The organism is Niallia sp. FSL W8-0951 (assembly GCF_038006525.1).
Lineage (GTDB): Bacteria > Bacillota > Bacilli > Bacillales > Cytobacillaceae > Niallia > Niallia circulans.
On sequence record NZ_JBBOVK010000001.1, the window covers coordinates 427,798 to 444,519 of the forward strand.

The 16,722-nt window shown below is 36.2% G+C and carries 17 protein-coding genes and 1 riboswitch; of the genes, 15 read left to right on the forward strand and 2 right to left on the reverse strand.

Annotated elements, in window-relative coordinates:
* The first annotated feature begins 111 nt into the window (after window positions 1-111).
* The 8 genes from NSS71_RS01865 to NSS71_RS01900 all read left to right on the forward strand — a co-directional run bounded on the left by NSS71_RS01865 (window position 112) and on the right by NSS71_RS01900 (window position 9,828).
* Window positions 112-1,551, forward strand: a complete 1,440-nt coding sequence (locus NSS71_RS01865; RefSeq protein ID WP_047941531.1) for an amidase family protein — start codon at window positions 112-114, stop codon at window positions 1,549-1,551.
* 427 nt (window positions 1,552-1,978) lie between these two features.
* Entirely contained in the window at window positions 1,979-2,353 is a 375-nt protein-coding gene (locus NSS71_RS01870) for a hypothetical protein (RefSeq protein WP_047941533.1), read from the forward strand.
* A gap of 44 nt (window positions 2,354-2,397) precedes the next feature.
* On the forward strand, window positions 2,398-3,096 hold the full coding sequence (locus NSS71_RS01875; RefSeq protein ID WP_047941534.1) for an SDR family oxidoreductase: 699 nt from the start codon (window positions 2,398-2,400) through the stop codon (window positions 3,094-3,096).
* A gap of 180 nt (window positions 3,097-3,276) precedes the next feature.
* Window positions 3,277-4,131, forward strand: coding sequence for a GNAT family N-acetyltransferase (locus tag NSS71_RS01880; protein WP_053215632.1), 855 nt, complete (start codon window positions 3,277-3,279; stop codon window positions 4,129-4,131).
* Window positions 4,132-4,168: 37 nt separating this feature from the next.
* A complete protein-coding gene (locus NSS71_RS01885; RefSeq protein WP_047941536.1) occupies window positions 4,169-5,770 on the forward strand; it encodes a PucR family transcriptional regulator in 1,602 nt (533 codons plus the stop codon).
* 120 nt (window positions 5,771-5,890) lie between these two features.
* Entirely contained in the window at window positions 5,891-7,165 is a 1,275-nt protein-coding gene (locus tag NSS71_RS01890) for a cytosine permease (protein WP_047941537.1), read from the forward strand.
* A gap of 20 nt (window positions 7,166-7,185) precedes the next feature.
* Window positions 7,186-8,274, forward strand: coding sequence for a DUF917 domain-containing protein (locus NSS71_RS01895; protein ID WP_061799667.1), 1,089 nt, complete (start codon window positions 7,186-7,188; stop codon window positions 8,272-8,274).
* Between the two features lie 3 nt (window positions 8,275-8,277).
* The gene (locus tag NSS71_RS01900; RefSeq protein ID WP_341151265.1) at window positions 8,278-9,828 is read left to right on the forward strand and encodes a hydantoinase/oxoprolinase family protein; all 1,551 of its coding nucleotides are present in this window, start codon (window positions 8,278-8,280) and stop codon (window positions 9,826-9,828) included.
* A gap of 56 nt (window positions 9,829-9,884) precedes the next feature.
* On the opposite strand, the gene NSS71_RS01905 is transcribed toward NSS71_RS01900, so the two are convergent.
* The gene (locus NSS71_RS01905) at window positions 9,885-10,097 is read right to left on the reverse strand and encodes a helix-turn-helix transcriptional regulator (RefSeq protein ID WP_047941540.1); all 213 of its coding nucleotides are present in this window, start codon (window positions 10,095-10,097) and stop codon (window positions 9,885-9,887) included.
* A 239-nt stretch (window positions 10,098-10,336) separates the two neighbouring features.
* Here NSS71_RS01905 and NSS71_RS01910 point away from each other — a divergent pair, with 239 nt between their 5' ends.
* From NSS71_RS01910 to NSS71_RS01940, 7 genes are all read left to right on the forward strand, one after another.
* The gene (locus NSS71_RS01910; protein ID WP_047941542.1) at window positions 10,337-11,218 is read left to right on the forward strand and encodes a CPBP family intramembrane glutamic endopeptidase; all 882 of its coding nucleotides are present in this window, start codon (window positions 10,337-10,339) and stop codon (window positions 11,216-11,218) included.
* 106 nt (window positions 11,219-11,324) lie between these two features.
* Window positions 11,325-11,367, forward strand: a riboswitch (PreQ1 riboswitch).
* A gap of 53 nt (window positions 11,368-11,420) precedes the next feature.
* Entirely contained in the window at window positions 11,421-12,080 is a 660-nt protein-coding gene (gene queC, locus NSS71_RS01915) for a 7-cyano-7-deazaguanine synthase QueC (protein WP_047941543.1), read from the forward strand.
* A 4-nt stretch (window positions 12,081-12,084) separates the two neighbouring features.
* Window positions 12,085-12,567: a 6-carboxytetrahydropterin synthase QueD gene (gene queD, locus NSS71_RS01920; RefSeq protein WP_061799655.1), complete on the forward strand. Its 483-nt coding sequence runs from the start codon at window positions 12,085-12,087 to the stop codon at window positions 12,565-12,567.
* On the forward strand, window positions 12,560-13,288 hold the full coding sequence (gene queE, locus NSS71_RS01925; protein ID WP_061799649.1) for a 7-carboxy-7-deazaguanine synthase QueE: 729 nt from the start codon (window positions 12,560-12,562) through the stop codon (window positions 13,286-13,288). The genes queD and queE overlap by 8 nt, the downstream gene beginning before the upstream one ends.
* 32 nt (window positions 13,289-13,320) lie before the next feature.
* Window positions 13,321-13,884 (forward strand): GTP cyclohydrolase I FolE, encoded by a 564-nt coding sequence (folE, locus tag NSS71_RS01930; RefSeq protein ID WP_341151266.1) that lies wholly within the window; start codon window positions 13,321-13,323, stop codon window positions 13,882-13,884.
* A gap of 152 nt (window positions 13,885-14,036) precedes the next feature.
* On the forward strand, window positions 14,037-14,525 hold the full coding sequence (locus NSS71_RS01935; RefSeq protein ID WP_235844515.1) for an RNA polymerase sigma factor: 489 nt from the start codon (window positions 14,037-14,039) through the stop codon (window positions 14,523-14,525).
* Window positions 14,515-15,213: a hypothetical protein gene (locus NSS71_RS01940; protein WP_061799645.1), complete on the forward strand. Its 699-nt coding sequence runs from the start codon at window positions 14,515-14,517 to the stop codon at window positions 15,211-15,213. The genes NSS71_RS01935 and NSS71_RS01940 overlap by 11 nt, the downstream gene beginning before the upstream one ends.
* A 41-nt stretch (window positions 15,214-15,254) precedes the next feature.
* Here the strand turns inward: NSS71_RS01940 and NSS71_RS01945 are convergent, their stop codons facing one another.
* Window positions 15,255-16,646 carry an L-cystine transporter gene (locus tag NSS71_RS01945; RefSeq protein ID WP_047941551.1) on the reverse strand — a complete coding sequence of 464 codons (1,392 nt, stop codon included), beginning with the start codon at window positions 16,644-16,646 and terminating at the stop codon, window positions 15,255-15,257.
* Between the last annotated feature and the right edge of the window lie 76 nt (window positions 16,647-16,722).

The following is a 16,722-nucleotide window of genomic DNA, read 5'->3' on the forward strand; positions in this document are numbered from 1 at the left end:
TCTTTTTTTAATCATAACATATAGAAATATTTTGATAAATGAGAAATTATTCTTCCTCTCGTCTAGTTGAACAGGCTATACTTAAGAAAATAAGAAGGGGGCATCAGACAAATGGAAAAAGAAAATCAAAATCTATTTCATATAGAAGAAACAACTATTTTTGAAGTACAAAAGGCTCTGGATTCGGGGCAGATTACTTCATGGGAGCTAACAAAACAATATATAGAACGAATCAAGACATTTGATTCGACATTATGCTCCATTAGAGAAATTAATCCAGATGCATTAGCAATTGCTGCTGAGCTAGATAAAAAAAGACAAGAAGTGGATCAAATTGGCCCCCTTTACGGTATTCCAGTCATCATTAAGGATAATATTGATACAAAGGATGCGATGGCCACAACGGCTGGCTCGATTGCTTTAGCAAATAATTTTGCCAGTGAGGATGCCTTTATTGTAAAAAAGCTGCGCGAAGCAGGAGCGATTATTATAGGCAAAGCTAATTTATCCGAATTTGCCAATTTCATTACGGAATTAAATATGCCAAATGGTTATAGCTCATTAGGCGGCCAGGTAATGAACCCGTATGGGCCAGGAGTATGGGATGTTGGTGGTTCAAGCTCTGGCACTGGAGCAAGCATTGCTGCCAATTTTGCTGTGGTAGGAATAGGGACAGAAACATCTGGTTCGATTCTTAGTCCTGCTAGCAACAATTCCCTTGTTGGTATTAAACCAACGTTAGGTCTCATTAGCCGGACCGGAATTATTCCGCTGGCGCATAGCCAGGATACGGCAGGGCCGATGACTAGAACGGTTCAAGATGCCGCTATCTTACTTGGAATAATGGCAGGAGTGGATGAAAGAGACGAGGTGACATTAACAAGTATTGGTCAGCCTAGGGATTATACTGCATTTTTAAAAGCAGATGGTCTGAAAGGAAAAAGAATTGGAGTTGATCGTTCCTTCTTACCAAGAGAGGAAGAAGAAGTTGCATTATTTAATAAAGGGTTAGAAGAATTAACACAGCAAGGTGCTATTTTAATAGATATGACGATCCACCGTGAAAAATTTGACTCCATTGTTCTTTATCATGAGTTTAAATATGGGATAGATAATTACCTGCGTAAATGTGCAGAAGAAGTTCCTGTCCATTCATTAAAGGAAGTAATTGAGTTTAATAAAAATCATTTAGATGTTGTAAAATATGGCCAGACTATTTTGGAATACTGCGAAACGTTAAATGGAGATTTAAAAGACCCTACCTATAAGGAACATCGGGATACAGATATTCGATTATCCGCTTTGGAAGGAATAGATGCAGCGATAGAAAAATATGAATTAGATGGTTTAGTATTCGCGAAATATGTAGGCTGTGAGCTGCCGGCAAAAGCAGGCTATCCATCGATTACTGTACCAGCTGGTTATACTCCGAAAGGAAAGCCGATGGGATTAACCTTTACTGGAATAGCTTATAGTGAACCGAGCCTGATTGAAATGGCCTATAGCTACGAACAAGCAACAAAGCATCGTGTCCCGCCAGCTTTAGCATAGAAAAGGCCGGAGAAAGAAGGATATATTAAAAAAGAGAATAGGCAGAGAAAGTGATGGCATTAAACTCCGTCTATTCATTTTTTGAAAAATTCCTTATTAAAAATCAAAGTAGAAGAAGCAGGTTTTCACTAAATAGCTACATGAGACTAGACTTCCTCATCTTCTTCATTTAGTCACGCTCCGTTTAGGCATAAGCTAATTGGCAGAATAATATATTAATAGAAATGATTATAGTTTACTAGCTATCTAAATAGTTTGTCCTAGATTGATTTTCGTATATAAGCTATAATAAAAACAAAAAGAAAGCTCTTACATTCGAATCATATAACCAAAAAGAAGTAGGGAAAAACGGCTGTTAGTAGAAGATGAGTACTAACAAACGGTTAACAAAATAAGAGGATTTCATGTTTTTAAGGAGGAAAAGCAATTGACTTTATCACGTGTACTAGTTGGTATTTTTAAAAGTTTTGAAGAAACAAAGGAACAGCCTAAGGTTCCTGAATTGAAGACTCGTTATTATAAAAAAAGCCGCGATCGCTTAATGGAAACGATTAAGAATGTAGTCGAAAGAAAACTGACAAATTGGGATCTGAAAAAAGTAGATATGGAGAGAGGAGAAATCGTACTCAGCAAAGGCTCAAGCTTAATGATTGTGACTGTTTACAAATTAGCAGGAATGCAATCAGCTGTGGATGTTTATTGCTCAAAGGAAGGAACTTTGGGTGATTTCGGCTCAAGCTATAAACATATTCAACATTTTTTTAAAGCACTTCATACAGAGATACAGCCAGAAAAAGGGTAAATGTCAATAAAACTACATTCAATTGGAATGGAAGTGGATAAAAAGTGAAAATTTTAATTACCGGGGCAAATCGAGGCTTGGGAATTCATCTAGCTAAAACTGCTTTGAAAAGGGGACATACTGTGCTTGCCGGAGTTCGAACGGTTCAAGAAACTTCTCCTATTAATCTCTTGAAAGCAAAATATCCAGATCATTTACATACATATTACCTTGATGTCACTCAGGAAAAATCAATTATCAAAGCGGCTGAACTTGCTGCCAAGGATGTTGGAGCCATTGATGGGATTATTAATAATGCAGGAGTGTTAACAGAACGAGGGAAAAAGATCGAAGAATTAGATTTCGAGCATGTCCAATTTACGATGGACGTCAATGTATTAGGACCAATGAGAGTAGTGAAGCATTTTCTTCCGCTTATATATAAAGGCGAGGATAAAGCTATTATTAATATTTCTTCCGAAGCAGGAAGTATCCAAAACGCCTATGGAGGAGATTTTCCGTACGGTATTTCCAAAGCGGCACTGAATATGTTTAGTGTTCAATTATCAAGATATGTAAATGAAAAGAATATTACGGTATATGCTATTCATCCTGGCTGGATCAAAACGGATATGGGTGGGGAAGATGCAACAGGCTATCCAGACGAGTCGGCAAATGGGATATTAGATATTTTAGAAGGGAAAATCGTCGGAACGAGTGAATTAGGTTTTATTGATTTTAAAGGACGGGAAATGAAAATCTAAATAATATATAGATAGTATCAGAAATGGGCGGCACGATGCAAAGCTATTTCTGATTTTTTTATGAATGGAAACTCTTTTAAACGAAATGATAAAAGAAAAATCCCCACTTTTTGTAGATTCCCATTATAATAGAAATATTATTTATAATATTCTGTTGATTTGTTTTGGAAGGAGAATCTGATGAACAAGGAAAGAATCGTAACAATGCAGCTTTTAAATCAAATACATATGGAAGAACTGCTTTCTCTAGCGACTATTGTCGGCTGGGATTATGATAAGCAAGAAATCCGCACCTTACTTGCTTCGGGGACGGTCTTTGGGCATGTTAATGATAAACGTACTGTGATATCCTGTGCTGCAATTATTCCATATGGAAGCAATTTGGCATCTATCGGTATGGTTATTGTTCATCCAGATTATAGAGGAATTGGTTTAGCCAAGGAGTTATTAGTTACATGTATGAATCAGGTTTCAAAAGATTCTGCCCTTATGTTAATTGCCACACGAGAAGGAAGACCAGTCTATGAAAAATTGGGATTTAATGATTATAGTCATGTGACAAAACTACTTGGAGAAGGGCAGCAGTGCAGACAATCGCTAAATGGTTATACGATAAGCCCATATCAGTCAAAAGATTTTAAAGAAATGCTCAAATTGGACAAAGAGGCATTTGGCTGTGAGAGAGACCTGCTTCTAAAGAATAGACTTGAGCAGGCAAAAGAAGTAATAGTGATAAAGAAAAGTAATTTGATTGTCGGCTACGCTGCTGCGGTAAAAAAGCCTGCTAATCTCGTAATAGGTCCAGTTGTTGCTCAAAATGATGAACAGGCTATGCTTCTTATACAAACAATCATCTCTAACAATAGGGGGATGATAAGAATGGACGTAGTAGAAGGGAAAAAAGAGATAATAAAAGCACTCGTAGAATTAGATTTTCAAGAAAATGATCGTCCTCCGGTAATGGTTAAAAATAGCGAAGCGTTTCCTGAGAGAAATGGCAGTCTTTATGCGATTGCAGCCCAGTCTTATGGATAAAGGATTTAGATTTGCCAAATAAGAAAGAGGTTTTTGGATGAGTATAAAGCTAGAAGAATTATTAAAGCTCCCTTCCCTGCGTGAGGCAAAAGTAGTTGCAGGGAAAGAGGGACTAACAAAGCTAGTTTCCTCTATTTCGGTTTTAGAATATACGGATGTAGCTTCTCTGAAGGAAGATTTGTTTAATAATGATGAGTTTTATGGAAGTGAAATTGTTATTTCTGCCTTGATCATGATTAAAGATGATGTTGAGGCACAATGCAGAACAATTGAGCATTTGCATAAAGTAGGGGAAATTGGCTTAATCTTATATTATGTCGGTGTTTTTCTCCCGAAAATTGATGAGAAAGTTATCGAATTAGCAGATACACTCGGTTTTACATTAATTGTTATGCCTGAAAAGCAAATGTCTTTGCGTTATAGTGAAGTTATATATGAAGTCATTGAAGCGATTGTAAAGAATGAGATGGCTTCCCCTAGCTTTGTAAGTGAGATGGTTGAGCAAATATCTGGAGTACCACTTCCACAAAGAAATATGGACACTGTCTTAAAAATACTGGCTGACCGTACTCGTTCTTCTCTTGTATTAGCCAATAAAAATAACCAGGTCATCCATGCAGTCACATGGCCAAGAACAAGTACAATGAATATCTTTGAAACAGTTGAGCAATATAAAGAATTGTCTGTTGACCAAGTTTTGGTGAAAAGAAATGGCGACCAGCCTTTATATATATCAAAAAAAGTAATTGCCCAAGAAGGAATCCCTTTTTTAAATTTATATATTTTGAAGGAAAAGGATCCTTTAGTTCTTGATACAGCTGTTCAACTAGCAGAAGTCGTGCAAGTATTTATTAATTTATGGGGAAAACACTACGATGAAATAAGTACAGCAGAGCTAATGAAGGCGATTATGAACGATGAAAGTGTAAAGATGCGACGTCTGGCCAATATATTAAATATTGATGTCACAGCTATACATATGATGTGGATTGTGGAAACGAACAATATGGAGGAAGAGCAACTGCTGAAGAAAGTGAAAGAATACGTCAGACAGAATTATCATGTTTCATTGGTTGATTTTTATAATGGTTTTCTTATTATCCTAGTAGATGATTCTATTATTCAAGAAGATCCCTTTCAGTCAGCAAATCGATTGTTAGCTTTGTTGGATGAAAAGGAACAGAACTTTACGATAACTATTTGTCAAAATATGAACAATACAACAGAGGTTCAGCAAGCATATACGAACTGTAATGAGTATTTACGGATAGCGAAAATTATTTATCCGTATAAAAAAATATTTACCCTGCAAGAAATGAATTTTTCTTTAGAGTGTTTTCAGATTATTAATAGCGGAGAATTGGCAATTGAGAAAATATTGCAGCCTATTTCGCCTATAAGAGAACATGGCAACCAAGCAGAAGAGCTCTTAAGTACACTTACGGTATATTTATTAGAAGGTAGTAATCGTTTTCAGGAAACAGCTGATATTCTTTACTTACATAAAAATACGATAAAATATCGAATTCAAAGGATAACCGAAATTCTCAAATATCCTGTTACGAAATCACCAGAAGTTTTTCAGTTATACAAAGCTGTCGCTGTTTATCGAATGTTAGCACAAATAAAAGAGCAATAGAAAAAAGAGCATTTTTGTTCAATTAAACAAAGAATGCTCTTTTTATTTTTCGGTTCAGCTAAATACATATAGTTTCGTTATCGATATAATAAGTTTTAATTACATAAAGGAGGCGTGAAAATGAGTGATAACAGAGACGGAAATCAGGAGGCACAATCATGGCAGAGTCTAGCTTTTCTATGGACGGGCTCGATGATTTGTATACCTAGTTTATTAATAGGCGGTACACTAGTTAGTGGTATGCCTTTATGGGAAGCTGTCCTTGTCGGGTTAATAGGGTATGGAATTATTGTTGTTTTAATGATCTTTCAAGGAATACAAAGCAGTGATATACACAAGCCGACCGTTAGTGTCGCTTCGCAAGTTTTTGGAGAACAAGGCTCAAAGAAAATAATTTCGATTATATTAGCTGTTGCATGTCTGGGCTGGTTCGGAATACAAGCAAATGTGTGTGGGGCAGCATTTTCCCAATTTTTAAGCGTATATGGGATTAACCTGCCAGTACCGCTTTCTTCCCTCATATGGGGCATCATTATGCTGTTATCAGCCATTTACGGGATCAAAATACTGAATATTCTAAATTACGTTGCAGTTCCCATTTTGCTTGCAGTCTGTGTCTATGCAGTTGCGGTTTCTTTAATGGGTGACGGTGTTGCACAAATAAAAAATTATATGCCGGCTGGATCCATGTCCTTTTTATCTGGACTTTCTATTACGATTGGTTCATTTGCGTTAGGTGCAGTTATTGCAGGGGATTATTCTCAATATGCGAAATCACGTAAAGATGTTGGCAAAGCTGCATTTATTGGGATATTGCCTTCTGGAGTCTTAATGATCACTGTTGGGGCTATATTGACCCTTACTGCTGGAACTGCTGATATTACAAGTGTATTTACAGAACTAGGACTACCTGTTTTGGGAATTATTGCTCTTATCTTAGCAACCTGGACTACGAATGCAGTAAATGCCTTTTCTGGTGGAATTGCCATTATCAATGTATTTAATATTTCAAAAGAAAAAGAACGGATAGCAGTTGCGATTGCAGGTGGTGTAGGCACACTTCTTGCTGTGGTTGGAATTTTAGATTATTTTGTTCCGATTATGTCCGTGCTTTCTGCCATGATTCCTCCTGTCGCAGGGGTAATGATTGCTTCTTATTGGGTTATTCAAAAAGGGGACAAATCAAAATGGGCTAGTAAAGAAGGAATAAATTTCTTAGGAGTAATCTCTTGGCTTGTTGGGGCAGCGATTGCAGGCATTCCTGTTATCTTCTCTTTTTTTCCAAGCTTACCACAGCTGCCAAATCAGCCATTGATTGGAATGGTTATTTCCTTTGTATGTTATCTAGTAGCCAGAAATATTATCGTTCAAAAACAAGTATCTATTAATCAATAATCACAACTGGAGGGAATCACATGCGATATTTAGATGAAGAAGCGATTGAAAATATAGCAGTTGGAGCAGCATTTCTAGGTACAGGGGGTGGAGGGGATCCTTACATAGGAAAAATGATGGCTCTTTCAGCGATAAAAGAAAATGGTCCCGTTCAACTTTTGTCACCCGAAGAAGTAGAAAATGATGATTTTTTTATCCCAGCGGCAATGATGGGGGCTCCATCTGTGTTGATAGAGAAATTTCCAAAAGGTGATGAATTCGTACGTGTATTTAAAAAACTAGGTCAATATTTAAATAAAGAAGTAAAGGGAACATTTCCCATGGAAGCAGGGGGAGTCAATTCCATGATTCCTATTGTAGTTGCTGCCCAGTTAGGATTGCCGCTCATTGATTGTGATGGAATGGGACGGGCATTTCCAGAACTACAAATGGTAACCTTCCATCTAAATGGCGTTTCTTCTACACCGATGGCTATAACAGATGAAAAAGGAAATATTGGTATTATGGAGACAATTGATAATAAATGGACAGAACGGATTGCTAGAGTAGCTACCGTTGAAATGGGTGCAAGTTCATTAGTTAGTATATATCCATGTACAGGGGAGCAGTTGAAAAAATATAGTGTGAAAAATATTATTACCTTATCTGAAAAAATTGGACAAATTATCCGCTCCAATACAAAGGATGAATTAACCAAACTACACGAACTCTTAGATACTACTAGTGGATATCATTTGTTTGATGGGAAAATTATAGATGTTGAACGAAACACAATGGGAGGGTTTAATAGGGGCTGTGTAACATTAGATGGATTGGAGCAATTTACCGGAGAAGAAGTACAAGTATTTTTCCAAAATGAAAATTTAGTAGCCCAAAAAAATGGAAAACCATTAGCTGTGACTCCTGACCTCATTTGTTTAGTAGATTTAGAAACATTAAATCCAGTTACGACAGAAGCGCTGAAATATGGAAAAAGAGTGAGGCTGCTGGCATTGCCTTCTGATCCCCAGTGGAGAACAGAGAAAGGGATTGAAACAGTAGGACCAAAGTATTTTGGTTACGATATTTCCTATACACCATTAGAGGATCTTGTGAGAAAGGAAGTGTGATAGATGTATAAAGTAGGAATTGATGTTGGGGGAACAAATACAGATGCTATTATACTTGATGAAGGTTTAAATTTAATCCATCAAGTAAAAATGCCTACAAGTGAAGATATCGAGTCAGGGATTGTCTCTTCCTTAAAAAGAGTATTAAAAGAAGCAGGGATTGATAGAAAAAAAGTAACCCATGCGATGTTAGGAACTACTCAGTGTACAAATGCTATTGTGGAAAGAAAAAAACTGGCTAAAGTAGGTGTGATTCGACTGGGGTATCCAGCAACGGCCTCTGTCCTTCCTTATACTGCTTGGCCAAAGGAAATGGTCTCTGCCTTAACGGGAGAGTATCATTTAGCCGGAGGCGGGTATGAGTATGATGGACAAGTACTGTCTAGCTTTTCAGAGGAAGAAATACGCTCCATTTTAAAGGAATGGAAAGGAAAAGTAGAAGCGATAGCAGTTGTTGGTGTTTTTTCTTCCTTGAAAAACGATCAAGAACTTCGAGTAGCCGATTTAGTGGCAGAAGTGATGGGAGAAGAAACCCCAGTATCTTGTTCTTCCTTAATTGGTTCTGTTGGATTAATTGAAAGGGAAAATGCAACTATATTAAATAGTGCTTTATTTAAGGTTATTGCAGCAACAAGCAATGGCTTTGAAAATGCATTAAGAGAAGAAGGAATAACAGATGCGCAAGTATTTCTCTGCCAAAATGATGGAACATTGATGTCGATAGAGTATGCTCGAAAATTCCCCATTTTAACGATTGCATGTGGACCAACTAATAGTATTCGTGGGGCATCTTACTTAGCTGGGATTAAAGATGCGATGGTATTAGATGTAGGTGGAACGACATCGGATATTGGTGTCTTAACAGCCGGATTTCCGCGTGAGTCTGCGCTTGCAGTAGATGTGGGCGGAGTCCGAACAAATTTCCGTATGCCGGATATTGTATCCATTGGATTAGGCGGGGGAAGTATTGTCCGAAACGTGAATAATGAAGTAACGATTGGACCAGACAGCGTAGGTTACCGAATTACTGAAGAAGCACTTGTCTTCGGGGGGGGAACACTCACAACAACGGACATTGCAGTACGCTTAGGAGTTGCAGAGATAGGAAATCCAGAATTAGTGAAACATATTGATGAAGAATTCGCTCAACAAGCATACGCGAAAATAGCAGCAATGACGGAAGAAGCAATTGATAAAATGAAAACAAGTAATAATGATGCCACGGTTGTTTTAGTAGGAGGCGGCAGCATCATTATCCCAAGACAGTTAAAAGGGGTAAAAGAGATCATTCATAATGAGAATGGTGCGGTTGCCAATGCAATAGGCGCATCTATTTCGCAAATCAGCGGACAATATGAGCAAATATATATCTATTCACAAACTCCTCGTGATGAGGCGCGAAAAGATGCGGAAGAAAGAGCGAAACAGCAAGCAATATTAGCTGGTGCAAAAGTGGAAACAATTGAACTTGTAGAAATAGAAGAAATTCCGTTAGCATATCATCCAGGAAATGCGACAAGACTAAGAGTAAAGGTAGTAGGAGAACTAACGTAAAGCTAGCTGATTAAAACAATTGGACACTCAGAATAAAGAAAGAGAAAATGATTGCCTCATTTTCTCTTTCTGTTTATATGTGCCATGATATCAGATTTTAAATAGATTCTTTCTTTATTGCCAACATTAAGCGGTTCTAGAATCCCCTTTTTTACACAGTCATGGATATATTGCCGTGTACACCCTAATAACTCGGTAACCTGAGAGGTAGAAACTAATTCTTCTTCTAAAAACTTTCTAAACTCCATATCATTTTTAAATTGAATCATAAAAATCGTCCCAATCTTTATAGTATATTATCGAGTAATTATTCAATACCCAAAATTTTAACGAACTAATCATTTCGATTAAATGAAGATATAGTAAGAATCATAAAAAATGGTCTGATTTTTTTAGAGATTCATTTTCTATTTATCCTAACGAATAAAAGCATATATTTTCCAAAAAGAAATAGATATAATGAGAAGGAGAATTTTTAAATTAAGTATGGTAAAAAGTGGAGGGGAATATGTTCAAAAATAAGTTGGGCAAGGTAAGATCTGGATGGATTATTTTGTTGGCCTTATTGGCTACTACGATAGCACAATTGCTGCTATCAGCGCCAGGTATGATTATTGCTATCATAATTGAATCACAAATTCACCCTAATCTTTCTGATGAGATGATTGATCAAGTATTAGACGGTTCACCGCTCTCGCTTTTGGCACAGGGGTTAGGATTAATTGGCGGTATTGCAGTATTATGTCTTTTATGGAAGTTTGTTAATAAGAAGAGAATTTCAGAAATGGGATTTAAAAGGCTTTCTCCAGATTTTATTATTGGGTTAGGACTTGGCGCATTGTCTATCGTCATTATCTTTTTTATTCTATTATTCACCCAAAATATAGAGATGGCTAATTCACTTGGTTCACCGGATTTTTCAACCTATACCATTTTGTATCTACTGTTTTTTATTTTAGTCGGTTTTTCTGAAGAATTGACCTTCAGAGGTTATATTATGTCTACACTTACCGATAATGGAAATTCAAAATTGGTAGTATATATCGTTTCATCATTAATTTTTGGGATAGCTCATTTATTAAATCCAAATGTAGCGGCTCTTGGAATTATCAATATTTTTCTTGTAGGACTTTTATTTGCTTATATGTATGATAAGACGAAAAGCCTATGGATGCCAATTGGTTATCATATAACGTGGAATTATTTCCAAGGAAATGTGTTTGGTTTTCCAGTTAGTGGTACCACTCCCTACGGGCTATACGGAATAGATGTTTCTGTGGGAAATGATTGGCTAACAGGTGGTTCTTTTGGGTTAGAAGGTGGTTTTCTAGCAACAATTATGATCATTATTGGGTTTATTGTTACCAAACTATTTACTATGAAAAGATAATTTTAATATACTTTGTCTAGATTTTAATCAATATTGTCATAGAATAATAGAGGAATATGCGTTATAATAAATCGAGCTGCATAATAGCATAATAAAATCCGTTTCGACGGTGGAGGTTCTAGCTACCCTCTTTAAAAAACTAAGAAAAACAGTACTACTTTCTTAGTAGTGCTGTTTTTTCGATATGAAGGAGATTTGCGAAATGAAAAACGAAAAAGCGGTTGTTGTATTTAGTGGGGGTCAAGATAGCACTACTTGTTTATTTTGGGCTATAAAAAATTTCAAAGAAGTAGTAGCTGTAACGTTTGACTATAATCAAAGACATATTACAGAGATTGAATGTGCACAGAAAATCACCGAAGAGCTTGGCATTAAACACCATATTCTTGATATGTCTCTGCTAAATCAGCTGGCGCCAAATGCCTTAACAAGAGACGATATTGCAGTCGAAGATGGCAAGGAAGGAGAGCTGCCTTCCACATTTGTTCCAGGACGAAATTTATTGTTTATGTCGTTTGCTGGTGTATTAGCAAGTCAAATACAAGCAAAACATATTGTAACAGGTGTGTGTGAGACAGATTTTAGCGGCTATCCAGACTGTCGCGATATCTTTGTTAAATCATTGAATGTAACGTTAAATCTTTCCATGGATAACCAATTTGTCATTCATACTCCACTTATGTGGTTAAATAAGGAAGAAACATGGGGCCTTGCGGATGAGTTAGGTGCCTTTGACTTTGTTCGTGAAAAAACATTAACATGCTACAACGGAATTGTGGCAGATGGCTGTGGAGAATGTCCTGCTTGTAAGCTGCGTAAAAAGGGATTAAATGATTATCTCGCTGTTCGAAAGGGGTTATAAGAGAATGCATGACTTTCGAATAGTAGATAGACTGCAAAAATTTGGGGAAGATATTTCCTCTAAGCAATTAAAATATCATTGCAAACGTGTTATGGTTAGTAAAGAGTTTACCTTTGATGCAGCACATCACCTGCATGCTTATGAAGGAAAATGTATGAATCTTCATGGACATACATACAAGGTAGTTTTCGGAATTAGTGGATATTTAGATAACCGAGGATTAATGATAGACTTTGGTGACATTAAAAAAATATGGAAAACCGAGATTGAAATTTACTTAGATCATCGCTACTTGAATGAAACTCTTCCACCAATGAATACAACAGCAGAGAATATAGTATATTGGATCTTTGAAAAAATGGAAGAGGCTTTGAATAAAGATGAGATAAAGCAAGCAGATAATGGGGCGAGAGTAGAATTTGTTCGTCTCTATGAAACTCCTACTAGTTATGCAGAAATGAGAAGGGAGTGGATGGAGAGTGAGTAAAGTACCTGTCATGGAGATTTTTGGACCAACGATACAAGGAGAAGGAATGGTCATTGGCCAAAAAACGATGTTTGTCAGAACAGCTGGCTGTGATTATTCCTGCGCTTGGTGTGATTCTGCCTTTACTTGGGATGGCAGCGGAAAAGAGCTGATTAAGCAAATGCAAGCAGAGGAAATATGGGAGGAACTAGTTCGACTAGGTGGAGACGGATTTTCTTTTGTCACCCTTTCAGGAGGAAATCCGGCCCTCTTGAAAAATCTTTCCTTTCTGGTAAATTTATTAAAGGAAAAGGAAATAAAGATTGGGCTTGAGACACAAGGGAGCAAATGGCAAGATTGGTTTATAGATATTGATGAACTTACTATTTCTCCTAAGCCGCCAAGTTCTAAAATGAATACGGATTTTGACATGTTGGATTCGATTGTGCAAAGATTAAGAAATGCTAATCGAAGTACTCATATTAGCTTAAAAGTTGTTGTATTTTCTGATGAAGATTACAACTATGCCAAAAAAGTGCATTTGCGTTATCCTGATATTCCTTTTTTCTTACAAGTTGGGAATGAAGATAATAAAACGACTGATGATACTAAATTAGTCGAACATTTATTGGCGAAGTATGAGTGGTTGATTGATAAAACCATGCTTGATCATCAATTCAAAAATGTGAAGGTACTTCCACAGCTACATACGTATATTTGGGGAAATAAGCGTGGAGTGTAGATAGTCGGGAAGGATTTTAGGAGGATTTTAGAATGAGTAAAATTAATACTCCTCAAATAGAGGAGGCTATTCGCTTACTATTAGAAGCAGTTGGAGAAGATCCAAATAGAGAAGGATTATTGGATACTCCAAAACGGGTAGCGAAAATGTATGAAGAGGTTTTTTCTGGTCTTACCATCGATCCAAAAGAGTATTTTGAAACGATTTTTCATGAAGACCATGAAGAATTGGTATTAGTAAAGGATATTCCTTTTTACTCCATGTGCGAGCATCACTTAGTCCCTTTTTACGGGAAGGCGCATGTTGCTTATATCCCGAAAGGCGGAAGAGTGGCTGGGTTAAGTAAGCTTGCTCGAGCAATAGAAGCTGTTTCAAAACGTCCTCAGCTTCAGGAACGAATAACGTCCACTGTGGCAGATACTATGATGGAAACACTTGAGCCCCATGGAGTAATGGTCGTGGTAGAGGCAGAGCATATGTGTATGACCATGCGTGGAGTGAAAAAGCCTGGTGCTAAAACAGTTACATTAGCTGTACGAGGTGTTTTTCAGACTGACAGTGATAAACGCGCAGAAGTATTTGCGTTGATTAAATAAGATAAAGCTAGTATTTATTAAAAATCCTGTGAGAGCAGGATTTTTTTATTGGAATTTATTTAAATTAACTTACATTTTTTATAAGAAAAGGGGAACTTTTTGGTTGATAAACTGGTCTTAAAGTATAAAGGGAGGTGGTTAATATTACGAAAATGAATGAGAAGGAAATATATGAATACTTTTTTGAAAAGGTATATAAAGCAACTTTTTACATCCTGAAAAATGAGGAACTAGCGAAAGATGCAACACATGATACCTTTATAAAAGTATTTAAAAATTTAGGGAAAATAAATGATCATTCAAAGTTAAGTGCTTGGATAACTACTATTGCTACAAGAACTGCTATTGATATATATAATAAAAACAATAGACAATCAACACATATGTTTGAAGAAGAAAACTATATTTCAACTACGAATGAATTTAATGATGAGAGAGATGAAATAGAATATTATTTAGCTGATTTACGACCAAAATACAAACAAATATTAATATTAAAATATTTGGATGGTTTATCAGAAAAAGAAATTGCTAATCTACTTTCCCTTAAATTAGGAACAGTTAAATCAAGGATATACCGAGCGAAACAGAAAATATATCGACAGTATCACTCTGGAGGTGAAAGTAAGCTTGAAGAATAATCAAGAAAATGAAAGATTAAAGGAGCAGATAAAGAAGGAATATAACTCCATTAATATACCTAAAGGATTAAAAGAAGAATTATGGACACAGATTTCTGTAACAAGAAAGAAAAGACGAATTTTTTCGAAACTTTTTCCGGTTATAGCTGTAGCTGCGTTTATCATTATATTAATTCCGCTTGGCTTAAGTTTAATATCTTCAGATTCAGCACAAAATCCAAGTGACGGTATTTCAATGAAAGAAGCAGCAGATATAAAAACAATTGAAGCTGTTATAACAAATAACTTTACAGGACCTGATGAGAATTGGTTAAAAATAATGAATGATACGAGTTCGGAAGAAGAGGGAGAAATAAAGGGCTTAAGCGAATATGAAGAGGATTTATTTAAAGAGTATTTTGCAAGTGATAGAGCGTATGTTGAATACGTTTCAAGATATGGGTCCGTAATATGGAATGAACCTGCGAAAAATCATTACACTTTAAGAGTATTGGATATTAATTATGAAAAGACCAGTTCTGATGAGATTATATACAATTTTACGGCAAAAATAGAATATAAGAAAAAAGGCAGTAGTACAGCAAATGTTGGAACAATTACTGGGCAAGCTAATTTAAATGAAGAACATAAAATAGAAGTGATGATGATTGAATATTTTGATCTTATTAATGAATTAGAGTTGAAATAAATAAAAAAGCAAAGCACCTTAGAAGGAGCTTTGCCTTTTTATTATGCCATATTCTCACTAGTATCTATTTCATTCGACTGATACTGTTTTGTATCTAATTCACCAAGTGTTTTACTTGTTACAACACCTGACACCATTGATCCACTTACGTTTAGAGCAGTGCGCCCCATATCAATTAATGGTTCAACAGAAATTAATACCCCAGCCAATGCTACTGGTAAGTTTAAAGTAGAGAGAACGATCAATGTTGCGAATGTTGCTCCTCCACCCACTCCAGCAACTCCAAATGAACTGATCATAACGACAATAATTAATGTCGCAATGAAAGATGGGGATAAAGGATTAATTCCTTGTGTTGGTGCAATCATGACTGCAAGCATTGCAGGATAGATACCAGCACAACCATTTTGGCCAATTGAAACCCCGAAGGATGCAGAGAAGTTAGCAATGGATTCAGGTACACCTAATTTATTCTTCTGTGCTTCAATATTTAATGGCATTGTTCCTGCACTTGTACGTGATGTGAATGCAAAAGTAAGAACAGGCCAAACTTTTTTTAAATATTGTTTTGGGCTGAGTCCCATAATCGCAAGAATAATTAAATGAATAATAAACATTGCAATTAAGGCAACATAGGACGCAATAACAAATTTTCCTAGCTTCACAATTGCATCAAGGTTACTTCCTGCAACTGTTTTTGCCATAAGCGCAAGTATACCATATGGAGTTAATCGCAGTACTAATGTTACAATTCGCATCACTATTGTATGTAATGATTCAACAATTTTTTGGAAGAAAGCTGCTTGCTCTGGATTTTTTCTTCTAATCCCTAGGAATGCAACTCCAACGAATGCCGCAAAAATTACTACCGCAATAGTAGAAGTTGGTCTAGCACCAGTTAAATCTTGAAATGGATTAGCTGGTAAAAAGCTAAGAATTTTCTGTGGTACAGTTGTGCTTTGGACTTCCCCTAAAGATTCTTCTAGTTGCTGTCCGCGAAGTACTTCAGCATCTCCAGCATTTACATCAATTGCTTTTAAGTCAAAACCTGCAGCAGAGGCGATTCCGATTCCTGCAGCTATAGCTGTTGTTAGTAATAATGTTCCGATTACGAGACCACTAATTTTCCCAAGGTTAGCTGATTTTTCTAACTTTGTGAAGGCAGCCACAATAGAAATAAAGACTAGTGGCATAACAATCATTTGTAGTAGTTTTACATATCCGTTTCCAACTAAACCGAACCAATCATTCGTAACCGTGATTACTTCTGAAGTCGGCTCAAAAAATAATTGTAAAATTGCTCCAAATAATACACCCAGTCCTAAAGCGGTAAACACGCGTTTAGAGAAGGATATATGTTTCTTTTGCATATAGAATAGAACACTAAGCAAAATAAGTAATATAATAATGTTTAAAATAGCAAAAAGGTTCAATGCTATGTCCTCCTTTTATTGTAATTCCTATAGGTTAAATAGGGATTGCGTAAATTCTTTAAAAGACTAACACTAT